This is a genomic window from Rhizobium sp. NXC24 (assembly GCF_002944315.1).
Lineage (GTDB): Bacteria > Pseudomonadota > Alphaproteobacteria > Rhizobiales > Rhizobiaceae > Rhizobium.
Window position 1 is genome coordinate 2,244,708 of record NZ_CP024314.1, and the last position, 25,347, is coordinate 2,270,054.

Below are 25,347 nucleotides of genomic sequence, written 5' to 3' on the forward strand. Positions count from 1 at the left end.
CCTCTTTGCGTGTTACAGCAACTGGCAGCTAAGGCGTTTCCAACGTTACCATGGAGGTCTCGTATGATTACGCGGCGAGTGCTTTTGGCGATGGTTGCGACCGTTCCGGTCCTAAAATCCGAGCTTGCCTTTGGAGGCAAAACTGGTCGCGAGACCATCGTCCAACTGCAATACCCACCGCCCCTGGTCACCATCCCAGAGCGGCGGATGCGACGCTCCGCTCCGACACCCATGGAGATTGAACAAACTCGTGACGCCGTTGCCTTAACGCCGACCGGACCGCGTCCGATCGACATCGCGCAGAGTTTTATCGACCGCTACTACGAGCGCAAACCTTCAGTCATCTCGCAACGACCACCGCCGGCAGCACTGAACCCTCTCATTGCCGAATTTCTCGCGGTTACAGCGCTGCATCCGCTGAACGATCCGGTTCCATGGTGCGCTGCCTTCATCAATTTCTGCATCCGCCGTAATGGCGGGGTAGGCAGTTCAAGCGCATGGTCGCAGTCGTTCCTGCCACCGGCGTTCGACGCTGTCGAGTCACCTCAGGAAGGCGACCTGGCAGTCTTCACCTGCGTTAGCTCATTTACAGGGAAAGATATCGGACTAGGCCATGTAGCTTTCTTCAGACGTTTCGAAGACGAGCAGCACCTTGTCGTCGTTGGCGGCAATCAGGCAACACAAGACCATTCCAGCATCATTTCACAGAGAATTTTGCCAATCGGCAACAAGCCCGTGCGAAGGCACACAAGCACCGGCAAAGTAATATCGGCGATGATGCACCTCAACCAGTTTGTGCGACCGGCATAATTCCCGACATTCACCGTGGCGACATGCGACCGCCGCTAGATCTGTCTCACGGAATGCGGATCAAAGCAGGGGCGCACATGGATTCCACCTTGTTCGAATTGTACGCTTCTGGTTCCGGACACCACGCTTTTCGATTACAGAATGGCGACCCCGCTTTAACTGTCATGGCCGAAATGGAACCGAGCTCTGGACCCGGTTATCAAAAGAGGTTTGCTCGTGGCCAGTATGCGGCGCGAAGCGGTCCGACGGACCTACGCGCCGCCGGACGGCTACAAGTTTTGGTTGAGATTCTTGGGGCGTTGATGCCATGCTGACGACGGCGCCGGGGCCGGACATCGCGCCATATCACGACCGCCAGATCGTGATATTGGAGCGCAATGCGTGGGCCGATTGGCTCGATATTAACGTCTCCGCGAAATCTATCATTCGGCCTTTGCCGATAGGTTCGCTAATATTAGACTCTCAGCGGCCATCCGAACCGCTAGTCCGGCGAGGACGGTCCCCAGACCCACCGTTGTATTTTGATCCAACCAGAATGGCGTGCGTGTGATGCCGTTCGGGCGCGGTCCGGCAATGTCTCGCTGCCGGCAGCCCAATTTGCGAGGATGAACGGGGCACTCCTGAGATATCCCCGACACCCACGGTTCCAACGCGCATCACAGACACTTCAGGCATGGTTTCCTTCCTCCCCGCCAATGGCGCGGAATTGCAAAGATCGATCTTCGAAACACGAAGGCTGTTGAACCGCAGCGGTGAACACCCTTTCGTCGTTGAAGCTCATTGCTCCGACATACGGCGGCCATCTTCATCGAAGCGATGGAGATGTTGCAGGTCAGGGCTCATCCGCAGGATTTCACCTGCCTTAAAGTCGCGATGACCGGCGAAGCGGGCTATAAGTTCGCCAACCTCTGACTGGATGTAAGCGATCGTCTCGTTGCCGAGATGTTCGGCGATACGCACGGTTCCTGTCCACCGACCGTCATTGTCCATCGCTAGATGCTCGGGCCGTATGCCGAGCGTGGTGGCGCCTTCTTTGCGAGCCGCGTCACCGGAGACCAGATTCATCTTGGGGGACCCGATAAATGTGGCAACGAACAAGGTTTGGGGCTTGTTATAAAGCTCGAGCGGAGAGCCGATCTGCTCAATGCGGCCCGCATTCATGACAACGATTTGATCAGCCAATGTCATAGCCTCGACTTGATCATGCGTCACATAAACCATGGTTGCCTTCAGCCGCTGATGGAGGTCCGCCAGTTCAACACGCATTTGCGTGCGCAAAGCAGCGTCCAGATTCGAGAGAGGTTCGTCGAATAAGAACACCTCAGGATTGCGCACGATCGATCGCCCGATCGCCACTCGTTGCCGCTGGCCGCCGGAGAGAGCCGCAGGTCTGCGTTTCAATAGCGGCTTGAGATGCAACACGTCCGCAGCAGCGGCCACCCTCGACTCACGCTCCTTTGCCGGCATCTTCGCGAGCCGCAGGCCAAAATCGATGTTCTGTTCGACTGTCATATGCGGAAAAAGCGCATAGGATTGAAAGACCATCGAGATTCCGCGTTTGGATGGCTCCTCACGCGTTACGTCCCTTCCGCCAATGGTGATTGAGCCCTTTGTCGGCTCCTCCAGACCGGCGATCATTCGCAACAGCGTGGATTTGCCGCAACCTGATGGGCCGACAAGGACGGTGAACGACCCATCGGGAATCGCGAGTGTGAGGTCCGGAATGGTCTCGACAGCTCCAAAGGTTTTGTTGATGTGCGCAAGTTCTACATTGGCCATTGAATCCTCCCTGAGATTTTGAGCACCCGCTCAACCTTTGACCGCACCACCTGTGAGGCCAGCGACAATGTATTTCTGAGCAGCGACGAAAAACACGATCGCCGGCAGAATGGTGAGTGAAATAAAGGCGAGCGTACGGTTCCATTCCGCAAGATATTCGCCCCGGAATTGCATCATGCCGAGCGGCCATGTGAAAAGATCACGAGAGTTTACGACGACGAGCGGCAACAGAAAGTTGTTCCAGCTACTCACGAAAACGAAAACCCCGACCGTTGCCAGAATAGGCGTCGAGAGCGGAAGCGTGAATTGCCAGAAGAAGCGAACGTAGCCACATCCTTCGACATAGGCCGCCTCGAACAGTTCTTTCGGCAGTTGCTCGAAGAACGTTTTGAACAGCATGATTGAAAGCGAAAGGCCGAATGCGGTTTGAGGCAGGATCACCGCCCAATAGCTGTCCAGAAGTCCGAGATCCCGAACCTTGATGAACAGCGGCAGGATGGCGGTCGCAAACGGAAAGACGAGCCCGGCCAGGAGATAGGACTGCACCATTCGCGCGCCGAGAAAGCGGATTTGAGCAAAGACATAGGCTGCTGCCGCCGCCACGATGATCGTCAGGAAAACCGTGGCCAATGAAATGAACAGCGAATTCCCGAGATACCGCCAGAATGAGGGATCGCCAACCATGGCAGAATAATACTCGAGGTTCCATCGCTGCGGCAGGCCGAAGGGATTTGAGCGGAGCTCTCCGTTCGTCTTGAACCCGCCAAATACGGCGACCGTAAGAGGGCTGAGAACAAAGCCGGTGAACAACAGCAGGACGACGATTTTGCCCAAGGCAGGAAGTAAGCGGAAGAGATTCATATCCGGCCGCCTTTGCTGATGAGACGTTGATAGATTGCCGAGACTGCAACTGCGGCTACGAAGAGCATCACACCAACGGCGCTGCCGAAACCGATCCGGGTGCGGGTGAGGCCGAAGGTATAGAGATAGGTGACGATGGTGTGGGTCGTGTTGGATGGACCGCCGTTGGTGAGTGGGATGACGACGTCGAACAGCTGTAGCGAACCAACAATCGAAAAGAAGACCGATACGCCGATTGCTGACGCAATCATGGGAATCTGCACGTGCCGAACGACAGCCCAGCGTCCCGCGCCTTCCAGACGCGCCGCTTCAAGCAGCTCCTTAGGTACGGCCTGGAGAGCTGCGATATAGATCATCATATGGAAGCCGAAGTACTTCCAAACGATCACTAGGAGAATGGCGGCAAAAGCCCAATGACGATCGGCGAGGATGAAAAACGGCGGCCATCCCAATGCGTTAAAAATGAATGCAGCGACGCCGGTATTGCCGTCGAAAACAAAGCTCCAAATTAACCCGGATGCAATCTCTGCCAGAATGAATGGCAAGAAGAAAATGAGGCGGAAGAGGGTATTGGATGTCGTTTTCTCATAGATCAGCAATGCCAGTCCGAGCGCGATCGGGAGCTGGATGACGACGGATACGCCCAATACCGACAGCGAATTGCGCACAGCTTGCCAGAACACGTCATGGCCGAGCGCCTGCCGGAAATTCTCAAATCCTACGAATTCCGTCGGGTTGCCAAACCCATTCCATTTGAACAGGCTGTAATAAGCAGCATCGGCAAGCGGCAATGCCACGAAGAGTGTGAACAGAATCAACGCCGGTGGCAACATCAGAAGGACCGCACGCGTCTGACTGCTGATATGCCTTCCGACTTTTCTATCCACTCCCATTCCGTTGAGTGCTAGCCCAGTCATTTTATCCTCCCTTTTTCGTCGCCGAACCGGGCACCCATTGGCGCCCGGCAATAACGGCGTTAGCGCATCGACCAGGCGTCCTGCATGGCTTTTGCTGCATCCTGGGGTGTGGTCACGCCTTGCGCGAGATCGGCAGAGATATCGAGTGCCGTGGCTCCGACATCGGAGCCAAATGCCTGGTCTAGAAAGAGCTGGTGGAACTTCGACTTCGAAACGTCTTCCGACATCATGCGGAAGTAGGGATTGGTTATGCCTTCCTCGGATCCCTTGGCGACGGGGATATAATGACCTTGAGCACCGGCAACCTTCTGATTTTCGACCTCGGTCATGTATTTCACGAATTCAATGGCCTCTGGTTGAGCGCCGGCGACAACGGCGTAACCGTTGATGCCCCCGAACGTGTCGCTCGGATCCCCCGCACCGCCAACAACGGCTGGAAAGCGAATGGCGGCAAGCTTTTCATCCAGAATCCCCTTGCCGCTTACCGAATTCTGCTTCTGGGTCCCATAATCCCAATCACCCATCAGATGAAACAGAGCCTTGCCGTCACCGAATTGACCGGTCGCCTGCTCAAACGTGGTGTCCATAAAACCCGGCTCGAAGGGTTGCAGGTCAATGAGCTTCTTGAAATCTTCGCCGGCCTTGACGAACGGGGCTGCGGCAAAGCCATCACCTTTGCCGGCCATCGCCGCGGCCATACCAGCCTTTCCGGCCTCGCGCACCCACAAGTAGCCGTAGTAAAACATCAGCGGCCACTTGTCTTTTCCTCCGACTACGATCGGGGTGATGCCGGCCGCCTTAGCCTTCTTCAGGGCGCCGAGAAAATCATCCCAGGTTTTGATGGCATTGAGATCGACGCCTGCCTTTTGCGCAAGATCGCGATTGCACCAGAATACGACCTCGGCGACATTGACCGGCAAGCCGTACAGCTTGCCATCGACGGTAAATGCATCAAAGCCAGCACTTGGAATCCTGGCTTTCACATCGTCGGAGATCGAACCGGAGATATCCTGCAGCACGCCTGATTCCGCCTGCTGCTTCAAGACGCCCCCCGCGAAGCTGAAAATGAGGTCCGGCTTCTGCTCCGACTGGAGAAGTGTTGTCAGCTTCTGCTTGTAGGCTTCGTTGGCGATATATTCGAAAGATATTTGAACGCCAGGGTGCGACTTTTCGAAATTTGTTGCCATCTGCTGATGGTATGCCTTTTCCGCGTTCGGGACTTCCGACCGCAGGATATGGACGGTCACGTCAGCAAGGGCTGTGGACGCAAAGAGAGCGGCAAAAGCGGACGCAGCCGCCATCATACGCAGGGTGGGAATTGGTTTCATTTCGGTTCCTCCTCAAGACCAGCGAGCAGTGCCCGCGTTGTGATTCAAAGTGCCAGTGTGTTGATGGAAAGCGGAGCAAGGTTCAAAGATACGGTTTCACGGCCGCCCCTCACCGTGATCGACCTTGGTGCTTCGGACGCATTCTGAATGACGTAGACCTCGCGACCGTCGATATTTTGGAAGGCCAGCGCATTGCCAGCGAGTGGTCCGGCAGTTTTCAAAACGGCTGCGCCCGGTTTCACAAAACGGCTAAAATGCTTCATCACGTAAAATTCAGGATTGTAGATCACCGAGCCTGTTTCGGGATCAACCGTGATCATCGAGTTCTGCTGCCAGCCCCACGTGCTGGTACCGCGGGGTTCCAGCACCATGTTCCAGTAGACGTAGGCTTCGGCTCCGTTCGAAAGGTAATGTTGGATGAGATCGAACACATAATGGGCATATTCCCAGCTGTTCGAGCCGTCACCGCATTCATTTTCCGTCTGGATGATCGGCAGATCTGGAAATGCCTGGCGTGTACGCTGCACCGCCCATTTGCCGGCCCACTGAAAACCAATGCCGCTTATAAAGGCGGCAGCTGCCGGATCGGAAAAGATCGTGCCTGCCCAGCCGTTGAAATCACCGCGTTCGATTGTGCCCGCCCAGATATCCGTCTTCAGGCCAGCGGCTTTGAAGGTGGGGCCAAGATCATCGCGAATGAAGTCGCGCATCTTTGCACCCGTCCAGATGCACGATGGGAACTTTTGATCCGAGTTGGGCTCGTTCTGCACGTGAATGGCCTGTATCGCGATACCTGCCTGCTCATAAGCTTGGATGAAGCGGGCCAGATACTCGGCATAAGCCTTGCGATATCGCGGTTCCCAGATGAGCGTCCCGTAGTTATAAGCCTTCGGAAACTTCATCCAGGTCGGCGGGCTCCACGGCGAGGCAAAAAGGCTAAAGTCCTTTCCCCGTACCGCGCGTGCCGCTTCGATATAGGGGATCAGGTTCTTGTGATCGCGCGCAATGGAGAATGTCTCCATCGCAAAATCGCCGTCACTCTCATTGTGGCTGTACCAGCTTTCAGCATAGTCGCTCGCTCCTATTGGGAGGCGGCAATAGTTGAAGGCGCAGCCATTCTCGGAAAAAAGCGCTTCAAGCACCTCGCGGCGCTCTGATTGCCCGAGCAGTTGCAGCGCTTTCCAGCCGAGTTCGTTGAAGCAACCGCCAAATCCCCGAAACTCGTCCAGGACAACATCGTCGTACCACAATGACAATGATGAGCCGGTTGCATCCGAGCTAACATCATTGGATTTCCACGCTTGTTCCGGTGAGGAGGAGATCCATTCGATGGTCATTCATGGTCCTTTCCATGCGCAGCTCTTCAGGGCGCGCGAGTCCGCGCACCTTGCTGCTGGCGCAAATGGTTGAATATGTTTCAAAGTTTGCGGCACAGGCCGCGCAGAACAACGATGTCCGGAGCTCCTCCCGGACGGCAATCCGCTGTGATAAGCAAAGCGGCAATTGATCCTGAGCGTCTTTCTAATGCAGGATGCGGATCAGTGCAAGACTTTTTTCATTGTGTTAAAGAAGTATCGATGGAGCAACGCATGGCGCTCAAAGGCGACCAAAGCACGACACGAGCATTAAACAGGCGCCTTGTCCTCAATCTGCTGCGACGAGAAGGCGGGCTGAGCCGTGGAGAGATTGCCAGCCGCACGGGGCTCAGCAATGCCGCTATTACCGGCGTTGTGACAGAGTTGATGAACGAGGGCTTTGTCAAGGAAGGCGAAAGCGGACAAAGCAGTGGTGGCAGAAAACCTACGCCGCTCGATATCGATTACTCTGCGCGCCTTTCAATTGGATTGAAATTGATGGAGGACCGGCTTGAGGCTGTTCTCACCGATCTAGCAACTGAGCAGATCGCAAACCATGTCGTCGCGCTGCCCCGCCTGGTTCCCGATCGAGTGACCGAGGCCGCTCAACAGGCGGTGGAACATTTGCTGACCAAGGCACGACAACCTCGCGAGAAACTGATCGGCGTAGGATTGGCGATGCCGGGCCTCATCGATATCGAACGAGGGGTATGCCTGATTTCGCATCGCTTCGGTTGGAAGGATGTTCCGATAGCTGCCCTCCTTGCAGAACGGCTGAACGTCCCGGTCTGGGTGGATAACGATGTAAACGCGTTTGCAATCGCCCAGCAGTTATTCGGCCATGCTCGCCGTCGCAATTCGGCACTTGTGCTAATCATTGGCACCGGTGTCGGCGCTGCCCTGATCTTTAATGGGCAGATCCATCGAGGTGCTCGATATGCTGCCGGTGAAGTCGGCTTTGCTGTAGATTCGACGGCACTGGGAGCTCCGCGTGAACACAGGCTGAGCTGGGGAAGCCGCTTCTCCGAGCCGGCCATGACCAAGGCGTGGTCGGAAATTCAAGCCACGCAGCCCCACCACCCGCCGCTTGAGCTGCAGCAGGCAGCCTCCAGCGGCGATCTTCGCGCGATTGCCTATCTTGGCCAGACGGGTCATGAGATCGGCGTGAGGTTGGTGACGATGATCGATCTCGTTGACCCTGACGTCGTCATTGTCGGTGGGGAAGCAATTCGCTTTGGATGCGGTTTGGTCGAGCCGCTGATAGCTGCGGTTAACGAATATTGTTTCGAAACACCTCCCCCAGTCGAGGTGGATTGGGAGAATAACGTGTGGTCGCGTGGTGCATCCGCGCTTGCTATCCAGAAGTTCTTCGATTTTGAAAGTGCGGCTGGCTTCGAAGCCAAGTTGCTGTCGGAATAGGCTAAATCGCATTTCGGTCTATGCCGTTGCCGGCGACACATTCGCCTACATTCTGGAACGGTGGCGCGAAAGCACTTGAAAGATCGACTTCTTTTATTTAATGAAATATCGAATGCCGAAGGGAAGTCATGGCGAATTACACCTTCGGTAACGACGCGAGGAGGCACCATGATTAAGCTCAGACAACTCGCCCATGTTTGCATTTTCACCCGGGATCTCGATAAGACCCGGGCGTTTTATCGGGACGTACTTGGCGCGGACACTCAGTTCAGTTTTCTCCGCGACGGCAAAATCTTCGGTTTCTACGTCAACTGCAATGGACGGACCGCAATCGAAGTTTTCGAAAAGAGCGAGACCAGCTACAGCGAACATAACCAGATCAACCACTTCTGCCTTGAGGTGGAAGACATGGACGATGCCATCGAACATATCCGATCCAAAGGGGTCGAGATTACCAACAAGAGGCTTGCGTGCGATGACACGTATCAAGCTTGGTTGCGCGATCCCAACGACGTCCGAATTGAGCTGTTCGAATACACGGATAGAAGTGCCCAGTTTATCGGTGGTGACCGCATTGCCGATTGGTAATCGCATGTGGTGTTAAGCGGCATGGCATCATCGCCTGCTCCTGCGTGCAGGCCCATTTCGACCTGATGATCTCTGGCATGGTTGCCGACGCGATCAAAGCGTTTGCCCGACACCATTTTGAAAACAGCGATGACTTCCAGGGTGGAACGCCCTTCGAGCATGAAGAGCTGCAGTGGCGAAGGTAAAAGGAAGTCACACCACGCTATTACCAATTCATCTGCTTGAGACAAAAGTGCGGCGCAGCGCAAACGGCGTGTTCTCAAGCAAGCGCTCGGCGCCCAGCCATGCTGCGAACTTAACAGCGAACTGCCAAGCAACAGCTTGGATATTATCCAAAATGTTGGATCATCAGTTCTGTAAGCGCCCGGATTTTGCGCGCAGGGTGTTGTCCAGGCGGCCGGACCACATATATGCCAGCCTCCGGGCAACGATAACGGGTCATCACTTGCGTTAGGGCACCGGACGCCAAATAGGTTTCCACAAGGAAATCCGGAAGCGCAGCAATTCCAAGTCCCGCCACTGCCGCGGCCGCCAGCGCGATTCCATTGTCTGCCTTGAACCGGCCTTGCGGGTGAATAGTGATCGTCTTATCTCCATCGATCAGCTGCCGAGCTTCCGTTCCCTGCATAAGAAATTGGTGGGTCAGGAGTTCTTCGGACGTCTCGGGGGCTCCATGTTCTTTGATGTAGGCTGGGCTCGCGACCAGCATGCCATGGATCGGGCCAATCCGCCGAGCGACAAGGTTCGAGTCGGGAAGGTACCCGACGCGCACTGCACAATCAAAGCCTTCGGCAATGATATCAACGAAGCGATCAGTGTAAGCCGTGTGCACGCAGAGTAGTGGGTGACGCCTAGCGAATTCGGCGAGCACCGGTGCCAAATGCGTCGTCCCGAATGACAAAGGGGCTGTAATCCGTAGGAGCCCGCGCAACTCGCCATCAGGCAAGATGGTTTCCCGAGCAACATCCATCTCGGCGCAAACTCGGGCCGCATGGTCTCGGAATGTGACTCCGGCTTCGGTCAGGGACGCGCCCCGTGTCGTTCGCGCTAGAAGCTGGACGCCCAGCTCTGCTTCCAATCGAAACAACCGCCTACTGACGATGGACTTTGAAACACCTAGCCGCCGAGCAGCCGGCGAAACGCCGCCAGCGTTGGCCACTTCGACAAATGTCTGCAGATCTTCAAAATCCAACACAGGCGTTCCAGTTTTCGAGACATGGTATGCGCGTAGTGAGACTAGCACGCCATCTTTAGGAACGATAGGTAAGGTTTGGGGAGTAGCGGGCCTCTGATCCTCCGGACATTTATCGCGGCACAAGCATCCAGACGCGGCAGCGCTGATTCCCGCTGACCTGGAAATTCACCAAGATCCCAAAGTGTCGGTGATGTTCCTGTCCTACGAAGGATGCGGCGGCCGTCCTCTTGCTCTCGTGTATGAAAGACCTTGGACCGGTGCCCCCGTGGGTGGGGCTCGGGTATAAAGCGTTCAATCTTCGATACGCTGCTGCGATGAAGACGCGCTGCTTCAATCCAATTTCAGATTTCCATCCGCCCTGACCGTTCCAGTTTTCGCGACACAGTTGGTTGCTTTGTAAGGCTACCGCCTTGCTCGCCTGAAGGCCATTTTGAGCGCTGTTCACACCAAGGAGAGCGGTTATGGCAAGTATTCCCGCCCTCAATGGTAGCGTTCTTGGCGAGGTATCCATCTCCAAAGTCTTTTGTAAGCATATCCTGGCGTCATCGTTATCAAGTCGCGCGGCGGATTTGCTCCCTGGTGAGATAGAGGTTGCTGGCCAGACGGACGCCTTCGGCGAAGCACAGTTGGTGGTCTTCAAGCCGGGGGCTGAGATTGTGCTGCGAGCCCGCGGCAGCGCCCATCTGATGTTGCTCGGCGGCGAGCCTTTTCCCGAACCACGCCACATCTACTGGAACTTCGTCTCAAGCTCGAAGGAACGCATCGAGCAGGCCAAGGACGACTGGCGCCATGGGCGCTTCCCCGAGATCGCCGGCGAGACCGAATTCATTCCGTTGCCACCCGATCCGGTGCGTGTCGCTCGCGCCGACCGATAACTTTGCAAGGACATTTTATGGAAATTGGCATAGACAGTTTCGCGGCAATCCTGCCCGATCCGGCAACAGGAAGGCTGCCTTCGGCAACTGACCGCATGGCCGATCTCATCGAGGAGGTCGAGGTTGCCGACCGCGTCGGGCTCGACGTGTTCGGCATCGGCGAGCACCACCGTGCCGAATTCTTGGATTCTGCACCGCCGATCATTTTGGCGGCTGCGGCTGCCCGCACGGGCCAGATCCGTCTCACAAGCGCGGTCACGGTGCTGAGCGCCGCTGATCCCGTGCGTGTGTTTCAAGAATTTGCGACTCTTGACTTGATCTCGAAAGGTCGCGTCGAAATCACGGTCGGCCGAGGGTCGTTCGGCGAGGCCTATCCCCTGTTCGGTCTGGACACTCGGAACTATGACGCACTCTTCGCTGAGAAGCTCGATCTTTTGCTGAAGCTTCGCGAAACGATCAATCTGAAGTGGGAAGGGCACTTTCGCCCTAGGCTCGATGGGCAAGGTGTCTTCCCGCGTCCCCATCAACAGCGGTTGCCGGTATGGGTAGGCGTCGGCGGCACGCCGCAGTCCTTTGCTCGCGCTGGCGCGCTGGGGCTTCCGTTGATGGTCGCGATTATTGGCGGCAGCTTTGAGAGGTTCCGTCCGCTGGTCGATCTCTATCGCGAGGCTGGGCAGCGTGCCGGCCACCCCCCTGAACAGCTCACCGTCGGCGTCCATGCGATGGGCTTTGTCGGAGAAACCACTGGGAAGGCCAAGGACGCCTTCTTTCCCGGCTGGGCGCATCTAACGGCAAAGATCGGTCGTGAACGTGGCTGGTCTTCCCCTACGCGCCAGCAGTTCGAGGCAATGTGCGGACCGGAAGGTGCATTCTTGATCGGCGACCCAGCAACTGTTGCCGGCAAAATGCTCAAAGCGAGCGCCGCACTCGGCGGCGTGTCTCGCATCACCTTCCAAATGAGCACGGCATCTCTCGATACGACCGCGATGAAGCGCTCGATCGAGCTGCTTGGAAACGACGTGGCACCCATCGTCCGGACAGCGCAGGCAAAGCCGTCAGGAACCCTCGACTTCTGAAAGGAGACGCATGATGTCATCGACCTCGCAACATTCCGGTCGTTCCGTTGCGATAACCGGAGCAGGAGGGGGTCTCGGCCGCGATATTGCCCTTGGGCTTGCCGCCAAGGGCTACATCGTTTTCGGCACGGCGATGTCCCCGGCGGAGGTTCATGACCTGAAAGACGCCTCCGATGGGCGTGTCAGCCTGACAGTTTGTGATATGACCAAGGAGCAGGCCGTAAAAGCCTGGGCAGGCGGCGTGTCCGACGCGCTCGGCGCCGCCGGGCTCGACATCCTGATCAACAATGCGGGGATCCTGACTCCAGGCCCGATCGAGCTTTTGTCACTCGACGCCATCCGGCACGAGTTCGACGTCAATGTGTTTGGGGCTTTGTCGGTCATCAACGCCTTCCTGCCGGCGTTGCGCAAGGCGCCTGGGCGCATTGTTCAAGTCAGCACCTGGACGGCTACCGTGCCGCTCCCCTTCAACGGGCCGTCTGGCGCATCGAAGGCGGCCATGGAGGTGTTCGCAGCAGTCTACCGCGCTGAACTGAAGTCTTTTGGCATCGATGTCGTAGTAGCGCCTGCTGGCAATATGAGAACCGGCGGCCCGGCGAAGACAGCTTCCGCCCTCGCTCGCGTCGCCGACGGTATGACGCTTGAAGAGCGCGCATTGTACGGCCAGGCGTTCGACACATTCGCCACCACACTCAACACCATGCAGAGTAGCGGCCTTGACTCAGTTTCGGCCGCCAAGCGCGTGATCGAACTGGCAGAGCAGGTCCCCGCACCGAGCCGCGCCCCGGTCGGCCCCGACGCCGACCAGATGCTTCGCGCGGCTCGTGAGAAATCCGATGCGGAGCTGGATGCCCTGCGCCTTCAAATCGTCGGTCTAAGTTGAATTTGTCCGATAGCCATTCGCTTCCAACGAAAGAGGAATCCATGCTCGTACTCGTAGACCCCAATGATGCCCGCGCCGTTCGTAACAAAGATAATGTGCTGGCCCTCTATGATTTGATGATCAATCAGAAGAAATCGGCGGAAGCGACAGCCAAGTTCGTCAGTCCTGATTACGTCCAGCACAACCCGCTAATCGCCGACGGCTCGGATGCTTTGGGGAAATATTTTGGCCAGGTTACGCATGAGCGCGCGAACGCGCGTGTCGTTATCCACCGTCTCATCGCGACTGGTGACTATGTCTGGACCCACGTGAATTTCGTGAATCTTTTCAATGACGATACTGATGACCCCGGTGTCGCCGGTGTCGATATCTACCGAATGGATGCCGATGGAAAAGCGGTGGAACATTGGGATGTTCTGCAATTCGTCGGCAGCTCGGATAATTCGGCTCCATGGGTCGCCCCGAATATCCCCCGCGCCAATCCAAATGATATGTTCTGAAAGAAGATCCGGCGGTACGGAGCCAAGCTCCACGGGCGGAAATAGAGAACTGCGAAAGGACTCTTTTAATGAAGTATGCCATTCTCGGATCGGGAGCTATCGGCAGCGCGCTCGCCCGGCGGTTTGCCGCCAAAGAAATCAATGTATCGCTCGCCAACACCAAGGGTCCGGAGAGCCTGGCCGGCTTGGTCACGGAGCTCGGTGATCGGGTGAAGCCGGTGACGGCTGCGGAAGCCCTTCAGGCCAATGTTGTCATTTTAGCGATCCCATTCGACGCCGTACCCAATGCGGTAAAAGGTGTCGAATGGGACGGCCGCATCGTGGTGGACGCGACGAACGCTATCGACTTCCCCGCCTTCACGCCGCGCGACCTTAAGGGCCGACTATCCACGCAGATCGTTGCCGATGCTGTTTCAGGTGCCAGAGTCGTGAAGGCCTTCAACACGCTCTTGGCGGCCCGGCTCGGGGCTGATCCAGCGATATCCGGCGGCCGTCGCGTTTTGTTTGTTTCGGGCGATGACGTGTCGGCCCGGACTGCTGTTGCCGAGCTCATCGAGCGCCTCGGCTTCGCCGCTGTCGATCTGGGCGGCATCGCTGAAGGCGGCCGTGCCCAGCAATTCGGTGGCGGCGTTGCCGCCAAGGAGTTCGTCCAACTCGGATAATTGGTAGGCCGATGACAAGAGAACGGTCAGTCAAATCCGTTCTTGAGCGCGACCGTGGGCTTTGCGTCAGACTATGCATGTTTCGATTGACTAATAGAAAATGCCCCTTCCCATTGCTTTTCGGATCCCAGAAATGATCTTGGAAGGTCCCAGATTGAAGGCGAAGCGCTCGTCAGTGCTTCAATCAAGAGGGAATCAGAACTCGCTGTTCCACAACGGTCGTATGAGCTGTTCCAGGTTTCACGGCACAGTTCTGCAAATCTTAGGGCTACCGATTGCCTAGCGAAGCGGTATCAAACTGGCAATCGCCGAAACGGTGACCAAAAACTCACTATCGAACAGCGAAAGATCGGGGCAATGAACAGCAACACGCGTCGGGACTTTCTAAAAATCGCAGCGGGTTCCGCCACTTTGGCCACTTCTGCGGCGACGAGCGTTGTCTCTGCTGATGAGGCGCCATCTATTGCCTATACGGGCGACTATAAGGCTGGTACCGCGTCCAATGGCTTGGATATTTGATTTGGAGGTGAAATTCTGAGCAGCTTCGGTCAGATACCTGAAGGATTTCCCAGCACAAGACCTCCGCCCTCACGGGCGTGACGAGCAAGACGCCTGATGATTTCCTGACCGAAACTCCATGCTGCGTTTCCCGACGCGCTGATCTCCAGCGTCAAACGTGCGCGGCTTAATCTGCGCAAGACAACGCCAACGGTTGAAGGTTTCATCGACGCGCTTCAGCAAAATGGGCTGACGAAATTTGCAAGGATGCTCCACCAGAAGATAGCCTCGCCGGACTGATCCGGATGATCCAATCAACTTGCCGCAGTCGTCGCCTTCAGTGCTTGAAGCAGTTCTCGCGATGCCACCTGAGGAACTGTGGGTGCGGCCGCTCGGAAATTCCGTTCGGCACGATCGCTTTGCCAGTTTTGTTAACAAGGCCGCGAACGCGCCTGATGCAAATGAAGAGCAATCTTTGCAACCCCGTCAACACTACGGGAACTGCTTTTCGATAGCGCCGCTCTTCAATCACCCACTCGCATCGCCACATTGACGAGCATCCTGTCGGCGGTTCTTGCGCCAACCAAAGAAACCGAAGCGCTCTGGGCCGAACCGACGATTGGAACCGTCAGTTGCGGGCAACCGCTGAGGCCTGAGAGACAGAGAAACTTGATGCAGGTGGAGCGAAACGCAGCAAAGCTTTCCACCGTAGCATCACGCCTTGGTGGGCTCGTGGCCAATGTCGGAAGAGCGATAACGACGCCGTCGCCGAGCAATCGGTCGATCTCCCTCGAAAGGTTCTCTCGAACCCGGCGTGCCTCCCGCACCTCTTCCTCGCTCAGGCAAGATCCTGCCAGAAGACGCGCGGCGATGTCGGGTGCGATAGACTGCGGACTTCGCTCGAAAAATAATTTGTTGCTTTCCCAGGCTTCCTTTTGGAGAATGGTGACGAATGCCAAAGCAAGCTCGTCCAAGCTGAGCGAGCTGATCGAGCCTACCTCACGAACGGGGATGGCAGCCGATCGAAGAAAGGCGATCAATTGGTCCGCCACGTCTTGGTCGACGCTGTCAAAGATATTCGCGGCTATCAGAACAGACGACGGCCTGTCGTCTACTGCGGGTATCCCGACTGCACTCATGATTGCGGCCATTGGCTCCAGGCTTCTCGTCATGAAACCGGGCACGTCGAAGCTCGGTGCCAGGGGGCGCAGCGCTCCGGTGTCGAGGCTTCCATGTGTTGGCCGCCAGCCAACGAGCCCGTTGACGGCGGCAGGCAGTCGGATGGAGCCGGAGGTATCCGTCCCGAGGCCGATATCCGCAAGGCCTGCAGCGACCGCGACGGCTGAACCCGATGACGAGCCGCCAGGAATGATATCGGGATCGGAAGGATTGGTCGGCATGCCGAAATGGATGTTACCGCCGATGAGGGAATAGGCAAGTTCATCGGTATTGGTCTTGCCTATAAACCGGGCTCCCGCATCCAAAACCGTTTGCACTAGGGGTGCTGTCGATGTCTTGATGCCGGAGGCAGCGAGCACCGCGGCATTGCCGGCCGCCGTAGGATAGCCGGCGACGTCAAAAAGGTCCTTCACTGCGAGGCGAAGGCCGGAAAGCGGGCCGGCGGATGCGTGGCCGACATCTACCTGCGGATAGGGCATGAATGCATTCCACCGGTCCTGCACTTAACCGCTCCCTAGATCTTCAGATGCTGCAAGACACGGTTGCGGCTGTCTGGACCATTGGGGCTTTCGTCTTCGATCGCTCCAAGTTTGAGAATGGCCCAGCGGTCCGCCACGGAAAGGGCGAAGTCCAGGTTCTGTTCGACCAGCAGGATGGTCGTGCCGCGCTGCTCACGGTCGTGCCTCAGCGCTTTGGCAATGTTCTGTACGACAGAGGGCTGCAGGCCTTCGGAGATTTCGTCGATCAGCAGCAGCTTTGGCCGCAGCATCAGCGCCCGCGCCAGGATCAGCATTTTCTGCTCACCCCCCGAAAGCGTGCCGGCCTTCTGGGGCAGCCGGTCCTTCAGAAACGGGAAATAGCCGTAGACCCTCTCCAGCGCGGATGCCAGATCCCGATCGCCTTTGAGCGCGAGGCGCAGATTGTCGCGGATGGAGAGATCCTGAAACAACGGCAATTCTTGAGGTGCATAGCCGATTCCGGAAGCGATTAGTTCCGCAGGCTTCCTGTCGATGATAACGGCACCATCGACCTCGATTGTACCTTTGCCGGCACGCAGGAAGCCGAGGATCGTCTTCAGCAGCGTCGTTTTGCCCATGCCGTTCTTGCCCATGAGGGCAAAGATCTCGCCGGGCCGGATGGCGAGCGACACGCCATTGACGACATCGACCGCGCCATATCCGCTCGATACGCCGCTGAGCTTGAGTTTGAACGCGTCAGCCATGGGCGCCTCCTGCGTAGATGGTGCGAACCGTTTCGGAATTGACCACGTCATTCACCGTGCCGTCGAGAACAAGCTTGCCTTGGTGGAGAACCACGATGCGGCTCGATATGTCACGCACGAAATCGAGATCGTGTTCCACCAGGATGGCGGCGAAACCCATCTCGTCCGTGAGTTTCTTGAGGATGGCGCCGATGGTCATGCGCTCGGTCTTGGTTAGGCCCGCAGTCGGCTCGTCGAGCAGAATGATGCGTGGCTCCAGAGCTACGACCATCGCCAGCTCGAGAGCCTGCCTTTGACCGTGCGACAGTAGCGAGACCGGTTTGTCCAGCATGTCAGCCATGCCGGTGAGCATCAGGATCTCGGCCGCAGCAGCCGGCAGCACGATCTCGGCGGACGAGCGCATCGGGTTGGGCGTCTCACGGCTGAGACGCGCCATCTTCAGGCATTCGCCGATGGTCATGCTGTCGAAGATGCTGGCGACCTGAAATTTCCGGCCGACACCGAGGGCGACGATCCGTTCGGGTGAACGACCAGCGATATTCGTACCGATGATATCCACTTGACCTTCGATCTCTTGGGTACCGTCCGACAGACAACGCATCAGAGTGGTCTTGCCGGCGCCGTTCGGGCCGACCAGGCTGACGAGTTCTCCGGCGCCGATTTCAAGGTCGATGCCCTTCAGCACGGATAAGCTGCCATAGGACTTGCCGAGACCGCGGATCGACAGAAGGCTTCCGCCTGCCAACCCACCATTCTTGGCGACGATGCGCGTCGGCAAGGGCTTCAAAGTGCTGTTGGAGTTTGCGGACTGCAGGAAACGCGTCACCAAGGAGGCGAGGCCGCCCGGCAAAAGGATGATCATGACGACGAAGAGCGCACCGACGATCAGTTGCCACAGGAAGGGTAGATCGCCCGACAGGCTGGCGCTCAGATAATCGATGCCGATTGCGCCGAACAAGGGCCCGATGATTGTTCCCCGACCACCAAGCGCCGTCCAGACGACGAGTTCGGTTCCGAATACGAACCCGGTGTTCTCGGGCGCGACGACACCGGACGCATTGGCATAGAGGAAACCCGCAAGGCCACATACGCCGGCAAGAACGCCGACCAGGACGATTTTCGTCCGGGCGGGGTTCATGCCCAGATAGGCGACGCGGGCTTCATTGTCGCGGATTGCAGCGAGCAGACGGCCGGCGTCCGACCGGACAAAGACGATCCCAAGAACAGCCAAAGCCAGCAAGCAGGTGCCCGATAGGCGAAAATAGCCGGAAAGCCCGAGCGGGAGAGTTTCGTAACCGACGAGGCCGCTCGAGGAGCCGGTCCAGGTACCGCCCGAAAAGACGAGCTGTGTAACGACGATCGGCACAACGAGCGAGATCACGGTGGCATAGAGCGGTGTCGATCCGTGATAGAACGACAGCCAGCCGACCGCGAGACCAAGCAGGAGCGGAACGAGCACGGCGGCGACAAGGGCGACGACGAAAAGCGCCGGGCTTGCGCCAATATGGGTGAGAACCATGGCGGTGGCATAGGCGCCGACGCCAAAGAATGCCGCCTGCCCGAAGGTGAGAACGCCCGTATAGCCCCACAGCAAATCGACGGTGATCGCCAGCATGGCGTAAATCATCGAACGCGTGAGGACGTTGAGGCTGAAGCGGCCGAGGAACATCGGTCCGAAAGCGATCAGCAGAAGTGCTGCAGACGCCAGCGCCAGCAAAAGAACAAGCCGGAGTTTCTGTTTGTCAGGCACGGGCAAATCCTTTCGGACGTATGCGCAATGTGACTGCGCAGAGGACGGCGACGGTGATGCCGCCGAGGATCGGACTGAAATAGGTGCTGACGAGCACCTGAGCGGCGCCGAAGATGAGACAGGCGGCGGCAAGCGCGCCGAAAGAAGAGCACGCGACCATCACCAGCATGAAGGCGCCGGTCAGCCAGGCGACGCCCATATTGGGATCGACGCTGGTCAGCGGCGCGAGCAGCACGCCTGCAAGGGCGGCAAGGCCGGTGCCGATCATGAAGGTTGCGAGCCGCACCTTTTCGGTGTCGATACCGAGCCCGCGCGCCAGCGTTTCGTTCATGATGACTGCCCGCGCGGAAAGACCAAGCCTTGTCCCATCGAGCAGCAAGGTGAAACCGAGACCCAGACCGATAGCCGCCGCAATGGCGAAAAGGCGGTAGGCCGAGTAGCCGATGCCGAAGAGATCGAAGGTGCCGGGCAGCAGAGCCGGTGTGAACTGCACATCGCGACCAAACCAAAGCGTGATCAGTTGGCCGATGACGATGCCTAGCCCCCAGGTTGCAAGAATGGCGTCGAGCGGTCGTCGATAAAGAGGCCGCACGATGAACCGTTCGGCAACGCCGCCGAGGATCGCTCCGACCAGAAATGCGAAAGGAATGGCAAGCCATGGATTGAGGCCGAATCCGCTGACGACGACGGCGCAGTAAGCCCCGATGGTCAGCCATGCGCCATGCGCGAAATTGATGATCTTCAGCACGCCGAAGATCGCAAGCAGCCCGGCGGCAACGATGAAGAGAATGGCCGCGGTACTGACGATATCGAGAAAGAGGGTCATTTCTGGAACTCCGATGCTGGAGGCGGGGGCCCTGCCCCGCCCCGCTGATTTCAGAGGTTCGGGCACTGATCGCCAGGATCGACGTCTTTGAAGCTATCGACGACTGCAACGCTGCCGTCGTTCTTTACCTGGCCAAGATACATCGTCAGCGGCGCATGGTGCTGCTTGTTCATGGAGATCTTGCCGCGCGGACCGGTGAAGGATACGTCGGGAAGAGCCTTGAGCACATCCGCCGTATCCGTGCTGCCGGCCTTCTCGACGGCTGCTTTGTAAAGGTAGATCGCCTCATATTGCGGCACGGAAAGATCGTTCGGCGTTCGCAGTTCCTTGCCGAATTTCTTTTCCATGGCCGAGAGGAACGCCTTGTTTTCAGGGCTGTCGATGCCGGTGACGTAGGAGGCGGAGAGGAAGATGTCCTTGGCATCCGCGCCCATGCTCTTGGCGGTGCCTTCGTCGACCGCGAGATTGCCGTAAGGCAGGGTGACGCCGGAGGAGCGCAACTGCTTGGTCAAGGTCACGTTCGGTGCGCCGCCGGCCGTCGAGGTAATGATGGCGTCGGCGCCGGAGGAGCGGACCTTGGAGATGATGGCAGTCCAGTCGCTGCCGTCCATCGGCAGATATTCCTCGCCGACGACCTGAGCGCCGGCTTTTTCGATATAGCCTTTGGCGAAGGTCAGCATGCCGCGTCCGAAAGCATAATCCGAACCGATCAGGAAGAACTTCTTTGCGCCCTGTTTGCTGATGAAATTATCGACGACAGGCGGCACCTGCTGTTCTGGAACCCAGGCATCGACGAAAAGCTTGGCGTTGCAGGATTTGCCTTCGTAGAAAGACGTGTAGATATACGGCACGTCACCCTTGGAAATGATCGGCAGTCCGGCATTGCGTGCAGCGCTCGTTTCCATGGAGATGACGACGTTCACCTCTTTCTGGAAGACCAGGGAATCGAAGGCCTTTTGTGCGCCGGCCGCCCCTGATGCGTCGTCGGCGATCTCGAGCGCCAACGGCCGCCCGAGCACGCCGCCTTTGGCATTGATTTCTTCGACGGCGAGTTCGGCGGCTTGGACGACGGACGGTGCGACGACGCTGTTGGCGCCTGACAGCCCCACCGGCACGCCGATCTTGATTGGATCCTCGGCGAAAGCTGCGGTGGCGAATGCCGCGGATGCCAGTGTCAGGATGATGGTTTTCATTTGCATTTTGTTCCCCTTTCTTGAGTTGGGTTGATATTATCCGTAGACATCGGCTCGGCGGTCGCCGAGCAGATGATTGAAGCTGTTAAGCGTGCGGGTTTCCGTGACGCTCGACAGATCGATTTGTGCAAGGAGGATTTCCTCGCGATCGGCACTGGCCGGACCGGACACGGGCCAGCCTAGCGGGCCGACGATAAGGCTGCGGCCGATGAAGGTCTGGCCGCGCTCAATACCGATCCGGTCGGCGCAAGCGATATAAAGGCCATTGGTGTGGGCGGCCGCCTTGTGCAGGATATTGGCCATCGGCTCCGCAGCGCTTTCCGCCCCGGCCATCGGTACCCAGTTGGTGGGCACGCAGACCAGTTCCGCGCCGGCCAGCGCCAATTCGCGAAACGTTTCCGGAAACCACCCGTCATAGCAGATGGCGATGCCGATGCGGCCGAAGGGCAGGTCAAATACCGGCAGCCCGATATCACCTTTTCCGAAAAGACGGTTTTCGTTGTTCCACAGATGGAGCTTGCGGTATTTGCCGATATATCCCTCGGGACCGCAGAGAAGAGCGCTGTTGTAAAACCGGCCGCCATCCTGCTCGGCAACGCCGCTGACGATATAAAGGGCAAGCTCCGCGGCAAGGCGGCAGAGCGTCTCGGCGCTCGGGCCGCCGGGTACCGGGCCGGCCAATGCGGCAACCTCGTCGCCGTCACGGAAGTTATAGCCGCTGTCGGCCAGTTCCGGCAGAACGATGATTTCTGCGCCCTTGGCCTTCGCTGCCCTTGCCAGCCGCTCGATGGCTGCGAGGTTATGGGCGCGATCGCCGACGATCGGTTCGAACTGGACGGTTGCGACGGTTACCGTCCGCGCGGTCGAGGTCTTGATGCTCAATCTCGTCTCCAAACGCAAAAAACCTCTGGCACGGAATTCAATCCGTGAACCAGAGGCTACATAGCCATGATGTGAATGCGGCAGCCCTGCCGCTGAGCAAACCTGCTCGTTATCTTTAGGCTTGCACGAAAGAATGGGACCGTCAAGCCGCTTTATCGGGCTTTTTCAAAAGGTGCGTAGATACAGCTAAGGGTTTAAATTTGAGGTTTTCCGCCGATGGACAGTCCAAGGCTTTTCATGGTGTCCTGCGCGGCGATGATGGATTCGGCGATCGTCGCCATCGGAACACGCTTTGACGTCGCCTGATCGCGCAAGAGCTTATAGGCCGCGTCCTCGTCGAGACCATTCATGACCCGCAGCGCCGAAACGGCTTTTTCGACCAGCCGGCGACTTTTCAACGTTTCCTCGAGTTTCTGCACCTTACCGGCGAGTCGCTTTTCGTAACTTTGCCGATAGCGTGCAAGCGCAAATTGCGTCAGAATGCCGAGCGGCCGCAGCGGTTTGCTGATAACGCCGTGGGCGTTGAGGTCGATGATCGCCTGGAGTGCTGTCGGGCTCTCATATGTCAGGATGGCGATGACCGCCGTCTGCTGGAGGTCGATGATCTCAAGCGCGTGCTCGACATGGACATCCTCGACATGCAGGAAGACGGTGTCTACGTCGGGAGGCAAGGCGGGCGGAAGCGGCCAGGTCGCCCGAACCTCGCAGCCAAGGCGCTTGAGATGGGCGATCAGCAAGTTGCCGTCCTCGTCGCGCGGATGGACAACCAGAACGCGTGCGCGCCGCAAATCCTGAATAATCCGGCTCGGTCCCGCCATCTCAGGCCTCCAGCCAAACGTCTTCGAACCGCGAAGCCGTCAGATACGGGTCCGGCCGGATCGGTCCAGGCGCTTGCCAGGCAATGTCGAAAAGCCCGTCGGCCCGCGCCACGCCGATGCGGGGGTGCAGCCATAGATGACGGGTATCGGCGTCGAAATTGATGCGACCTTCCGGAGCAAGAAAATCTTCCAGGAGAATTTCCTCGGAAATGCGATGGGTATCGAGCGAGCCGGCCCGGGCAAGCGCTCGGGCGAACAGGTGAACCTGCGCATAGGCCGGTTGCGACCACACGCTCGTGGTGAAGTCCTGGCCGAAACGGGCTTTGAACGCCGCTACGAAACGCTCGTTCGCCTCGTTTTCGACCGTCTGGAAATAAGTCGCCGAAAGAATATGGCCGGTGCAAGCGTCGGCTCCAATCTCGCGAATCTCGCTCTCGGCCATGGTCAGACTGGCAATCGGAACCCGCCTTCGATCGATTCCCGCCTCGGCATACATGCGGTAAAAACGCTGCGCCGGCCGCCCGATGAGCGTCGAGAAGATGGCATCGGGCTCGAGACGAACGATATCGGAAATAACGGAACGCAGCATTTGCTCGTCGGCATGGAGAGGAAGATATCGCTCGCTGACGACTTCACCGCCCTTTGCCTCCACCACATCCCGCATGACCCGATTGGATTCGCGCGGATAAATATAGTCCGCTCCGACGAAGAGGATCCGGCGTCCATGGTTGCGGAGCAGGTATTCCGCGAGCGCGAAGGTGTTCTGATTGAGCGTGGCGCCGGTGTAGATCACATTCTCCGAATACTCGAATCCTTCGTACATCGAGGGATAAAACAACAGCCCGTTATGCCGCTCGACAATCGGCAGCACGGCTTTACGGCTGGCCGACATCGACGCGCCGAAGATGATATTGACGTCGTCGTCGGCCAGGAGGCGCCGCGCCAGATTGCGATAGGCAGTTTGATCGCCGCCCGGATCATAGGCGATCGGAACGATGGGCTTGCCAAGCACGCCTCCGGCCGCGTTGACCTCTTCGATCGCAAGCGCGGTGCCAAGAAAGTGCTCGGTTTCCGTGATTTCGCTGATTCCGCTTCTGGAAAACAGCACTCCCACCCGCCATTCGGAGCTTGTCATCTTCGCCTCTTCGGACGCCGTTGGAGTTCGATAGCAGGGAATTTCTCAATCCCGCGCATTCGATTTCCCTACCCTTAGTGCGTTTCCATGTGATGTCGCAAGCGGGTTGCAAACAGGTATGGGTTAGTCACCGCTAACAGAATGACGTGAGTTACCGCTGTGAACCGATCCGGGCGTCACATGGTCGGGTATCGGGCAGATATACGCCTGCCCTTCGGTCTTGTCAGCCCATTCGGCCCTGGCCGCGGTCAGAAGTTCGGGCGTCGTCATCAGCGAGAGCCCAGTCGTCGCAAGCGCCTTTGCAGCATGCGCCATGGCCTTGTGGGCGGCTGCGCTCTTTCCCTGGGCGACCACCTGCCAGGTATGAGGATAGGTGCCGATCGCCCAGGCCGACGTCCAGCATTGCGCCGTCGGCGTCACCCAGCTGACATCACCGACATCGGTCGATCCAGCTCGAAAATGCGACTGGCCCTCGAACTCGCGCAAGCCGAGATGCAGCGGCGTCGATCTTCGCATTGGAAAAGACACCTCCATTGATCTGATAGAGCCGGATACCGCTCCTGATCGCCTCGTCGGTAAAGGTTTGCTGAATGGATTTGGCAAAAGCAAGATCCGCCTCGTCGAAGGCGATCGGGCCGAGCGCCATCATATTCTCGTGCATGGCGGTTTCGAGCGTGATGTTCGGCAAGAGATTGGTCGAAGCCGTGTCGAAGACGATCTGCACCTCCGTTTCCGCCATCATGGCGGCGCCGCGCGCTACTTTCTCGACGCGCTTGGCAATATCCAGAGCCTGCGGCATTTCCGGAGAAGGGATCAGATAGAGTACCTCGGCCTCTGCCAGAACGACATTCGCGGCCCTGCCGCCCGTATCGGTGATCGCATAATGCACGCGGCAATCCTGCGGCATGTGCTCGCGCAGAAAATTGACACCGACATTCATCAGCTCTACCGCATCGAGCGCCGATCGGCCGAGATGGGCCGCGTTCGACGCATGCGCAGCGACACCCTTGAATCGATAATAATATTCGATGACCGCGAGATTGTTGGTCGAGCGCACCCCATTGAACGGCGCCGGATGCCAGGTCAGAGCAGTATCGACATCATCGAAGAGCCCGGCCCGCACCATGAAGGTCTTGCCTGAGCCGCCCTCCTCGCCCGGGCACCCGTAATAGCGGAAGGTGCCGGGGAGATTATTTGCCTTCATGTGCCGGGAAAGCGCAACCGCCGCCATCAGCGAACCGACGCCGAGCAGGTTATGCCCGCAGCCATGTCCCGTCGCGCCATCGACCACGGCTTGGCGCTCAGCCACATTGGCAACCTGGCTCATGCCGGCCAGGGCATCGAACTCGCCCAGAAAAGCAATCACCGGCTTGCCGGCACCGAAGTCGCCGATAAAGGCCGTCTCCATGCCTGCCACGCCACGCCGGAGCGAAAAGCCGTTATCTTCGAGCGCTTTTGCAAGGAGTTCGGACGTAGGTCCGAACTCTGCGCAACGGTGATATCGCGCGCTGCCGCGACATTTGCCAATGCGAGCAGGGCCGCGCCCGCAAGAAGAAGCTTTTTCACTGTTCTACCCTCTTATCTGTCGTTGATTGT

Annotated in this window: 21 protein-coding genes and 4 pseudogenes; 9 read left to right on the top strand and 16 right to left on the bottom strand. The window is 57.9% G+C overall.

The window, feature by feature from the left end; translation table 11 throughout:
* Positions 1-63 precede the first annotated feature (63 nt).
* Both NXC24_RS34325 and NXC24_RS36110 read left to right on the top strand, forming a co-directional pair.
* Complete coding sequence (locus NXC24_RS34325) at positions 64-810, top strand: CHAP domain-containing protein (RefSeq protein ID WP_104827693.1); 747 nt, start codon at positions 64-66, stop codon at positions 808-810.
* Positions 811-1,117: 307 nt separating this feature from the next.
* Positions 1,118-1,270: pseudogene (locus NXC24_RS36110) on the top strand (SOS response-associated peptidase); the annotation flags it as partial.
* A 317-nt stretch (positions 1,271-1,587) separates the two neighbouring features.
* Here NXC24_RS36110 and NXC24_RS34335 read toward each other — a convergent pair.
* The 5 genes from NXC24_RS34335 to NXC24_RS34355 are packed head-to-tail and all read right to left on the bottom strand — an operon-like array spanning position 1,588 to position 7,032.
* Entirely contained in the window at positions 1,588-2,589 is a 1,002-nt protein-coding gene (locus NXC24_RS34335; protein ID WP_104827694.1) for an ABC transporter ATP-binding protein, read from the bottom strand.
* 30 nt (positions 2,590-2,619) lie between these two features.
* The gene (locus tag NXC24_RS34340; RefSeq protein ID WP_104827695.1) at positions 2,620-3,450 is read right to left on the bottom strand and encodes a carbohydrate ABC transporter permease; all 831 of its coding nucleotides are present in this window, start codon (positions 3,448-3,450) and stop codon (positions 2,620-2,622) included.
* A complete protein-coding gene (locus tag NXC24_RS34345; protein ID WP_348632776.1) occupies positions 3,447-4,418 on the bottom strand; it encodes a sugar ABC transporter permease in 972 nt (323 codons plus the stop codon). Before NXC24_RS34345 ends, NXC24_RS34340 begins: the two co-directional genes overlap by 4 nt.
* An 8-nt stretch (positions 4,419-4,426) precedes the next feature.
* Positions 4,427-5,695: an extracellular solute-binding protein gene (locus NXC24_RS34350; RefSeq protein ID WP_104827697.1), complete on the bottom strand. Its 1,269-nt coding sequence runs from the start codon at positions 5,693-5,695 to the stop codon at positions 4,427-4,429.
* 44 nt (positions 5,696-5,739) lie between these two features.
* Complete coding sequence (locus NXC24_RS34355) at positions 5,740-7,032, bottom strand: glycoside hydrolase family 30 beta sandwich domain-containing protein (RefSeq protein WP_104827698.1); 1,293 nt, start codon at positions 7,030-7,032, stop codon at positions 5,740-5,742.
* Between the two features lie 252 nt (positions 7,033-7,284).
* On the opposite strand from NXC24_RS34355, the gene NXC24_RS34360 reads away from it, so the two are divergent.
* Positions 7,285-8,469 (top strand): ROK family transcriptional regulator, encoded by a 1,185-nt coding sequence (locus tag NXC24_RS34360; RefSeq protein ID WP_158704613.1) that lies wholly within the window; start codon positions 7,285-7,287, stop codon positions 8,467-8,469.
* A 168-nt stretch (positions 8,470-8,637) separates the two neighbouring features.
* A complete protein-coding gene (locus tag NXC24_RS34365) occupies positions 8,638-9,057 on the top strand; it encodes a VOC family protein (protein WP_104827700.1) in 420 nt (139 codons plus the stop codon).
* A gap of 328 nt (positions 9,058-9,385) precedes the next feature.
* Here the strand turns inward: NXC24_RS34365 and NXC24_RS34375 are convergent, their stop codons facing one another.
* Entirely contained in the window at positions 9,386-10,249 is an 864-nt protein-coding gene (locus NXC24_RS34375) for a LysR family transcriptional regulator (protein WP_104827702.1), read from the bottom strand.
* 560 nt (positions 10,250-10,809) lie between these two features.
* Here NXC24_RS34375 and NXC24_RS34380 point away from each other — a divergent pair.
* The 5 genes and pseudogenes from NXC24_RS34380 to NXC24_RS34400 form a co-directional block, all read left to right on the top strand.
* A pseudogene (locus NXC24_RS34380) lies at positions 10,810-11,127 on the top strand (pirin-like C-terminal cupin domain-containing protein); the annotation flags it as partial.
* A gap of 17 nt (positions 11,128-11,144) precedes the next feature.
* The gene (locus tag NXC24_RS34385) at positions 11,145-12,203 is read left to right on the top strand and encodes an LLM class flavin-dependent oxidoreductase (RefSeq protein WP_104827704.1); all 1,059 of its coding nucleotides are present in this window, start codon (positions 11,145-11,147) and stop codon (positions 12,201-12,203) included.
* Between the two features lie 10 nt (positions 12,204-12,213).
* Positions 12,214-13,086, top strand: coding sequence for an SDR family NAD(P)-dependent oxidoreductase (locus NXC24_RS34390; RefSeq protein WP_245464132.1), 873 nt, complete (start codon positions 12,214-12,216; stop codon positions 13,084-13,086).
* A 41-nt stretch (positions 13,087-13,127) separates the two neighbouring features.
* Positions 13,128-13,586 (top strand): nuclear transport factor 2 family protein, encoded by a 459-nt coding sequence (locus NXC24_RS34395; protein ID WP_104827995.1) that lies wholly within the window; start codon positions 13,128-13,130, stop codon positions 13,584-13,586.
* A 68-nt stretch (positions 13,587-13,654) separates the two neighbouring features.
* Positions 13,655-14,248: an NADPH-dependent F420 reductase gene (locus NXC24_RS34400; protein ID WP_104827706.1), complete on the top strand. Its 594-nt coding sequence runs from the start codon at positions 13,655-13,657 to the stop codon at positions 14,246-14,248.
* Positions 14,249-15,083: 835 nt separating this feature from the next.
* Here the strand turns inward: NXC24_RS34400 and NXC24_RS36115 are convergent.
* The 10 genes and pseudogenes from NXC24_RS36115 to NXC24_RS34450 form a co-directional block, all read right to left on the bottom strand.
* Positions 15,084-15,194: pseudogene (locus NXC24_RS36115) on the bottom strand (restriction endonuclease); the annotation flags it as partial.
* Between the two features lie 76 nt (positions 15,195-15,270).
* The gene (locus NXC24_RS34410) at positions 15,271-16,428 is read right to left on the bottom strand and encodes an amidase family protein (RefSeq protein ID WP_104827707.1); all 1,158 of its coding nucleotides are present in this window, start codon (positions 16,426-16,428) and stop codon (positions 15,271-15,273) included.
* An 11-nt stretch (positions 16,429-16,439) separates the two neighbouring features.
* Positions 16,440-17,147, bottom strand: coding sequence for an ABC transporter ATP-binding protein (locus NXC24_RS34415; RefSeq protein WP_104827708.1), 708 nt, complete (start codon positions 17,145-17,147; stop codon positions 16,440-16,442).
* Positions 17,140-18,897 carry an ATP-binding cassette domain-containing protein gene (locus NXC24_RS34420; protein ID WP_245464133.1) on the bottom strand — a complete coding sequence of 586 codons (1,758 nt, stop codon included), beginning with the start codon at positions 18,895-18,897 and terminating at the stop codon, positions 17,140-17,142. Before NXC24_RS34420 ends, NXC24_RS34415 begins: the two co-directional genes overlap by 8 nt.
* On the bottom strand, positions 18,890-19,723 hold the full coding sequence (locus tag NXC24_RS34425; protein ID WP_104827710.1) for a branched-chain amino acid ABC transporter permease: 834 nt from the start codon (positions 19,721-19,723) through the stop codon (positions 18,890-18,892). Before NXC24_RS34425 ends, NXC24_RS34420 begins: the two co-directional genes overlap by 8 nt.
* Before the next feature lie 50 nt (positions 19,724-19,773).
* Positions 19,774-20,922 carry a substrate-binding protein gene (locus tag NXC24_RS34430; RefSeq protein WP_104827711.1) on the bottom strand — a complete coding sequence of 383 codons (1,149 nt, stop codon included), beginning with the start codon at positions 20,920-20,922 and terminating at the stop codon, positions 19,774-19,776.
* Positions 20,923-20,952: 30 nt separating this feature from the next.
* Complete coding sequence (locus tag NXC24_RS34435) at positions 20,953-21,798, bottom strand: nitrilase family protein (RefSeq protein ID WP_104827712.1); 846 nt, start codon at positions 21,796-21,798, stop codon at positions 20,953-20,955.
* A gap of 194 nt (positions 21,799-21,992) precedes the next feature.
* Positions 21,993-22,616: an ANTAR domain-containing protein gene (locus NXC24_RS34440; RefSeq protein ID WP_104827713.1), complete on the bottom strand. Its 624-nt coding sequence runs from the start codon at positions 22,614-22,616 to the stop codon at positions 21,993-21,995.
* Between the two features lies 1 nt (position 22,617).
* On the bottom strand, positions 22,618-23,751 hold the full coding sequence (locus tag NXC24_RS34445; RefSeq protein WP_104827714.1) for a transporter substrate-binding domain-containing protein: 1,134 nt from the start codon (positions 23,749-23,751) through the stop codon (positions 22,618-22,620).
* 123 nt (positions 23,752-23,874) lie between these two features.
* A pseudogene (locus NXC24_RS34450) lies at positions 23,875-25,225 on the bottom strand (M20 family metallopeptidase); the annotation flags it as partial.
* Positions 25,226-25,347: the final 122 nt, after the last annotated feature.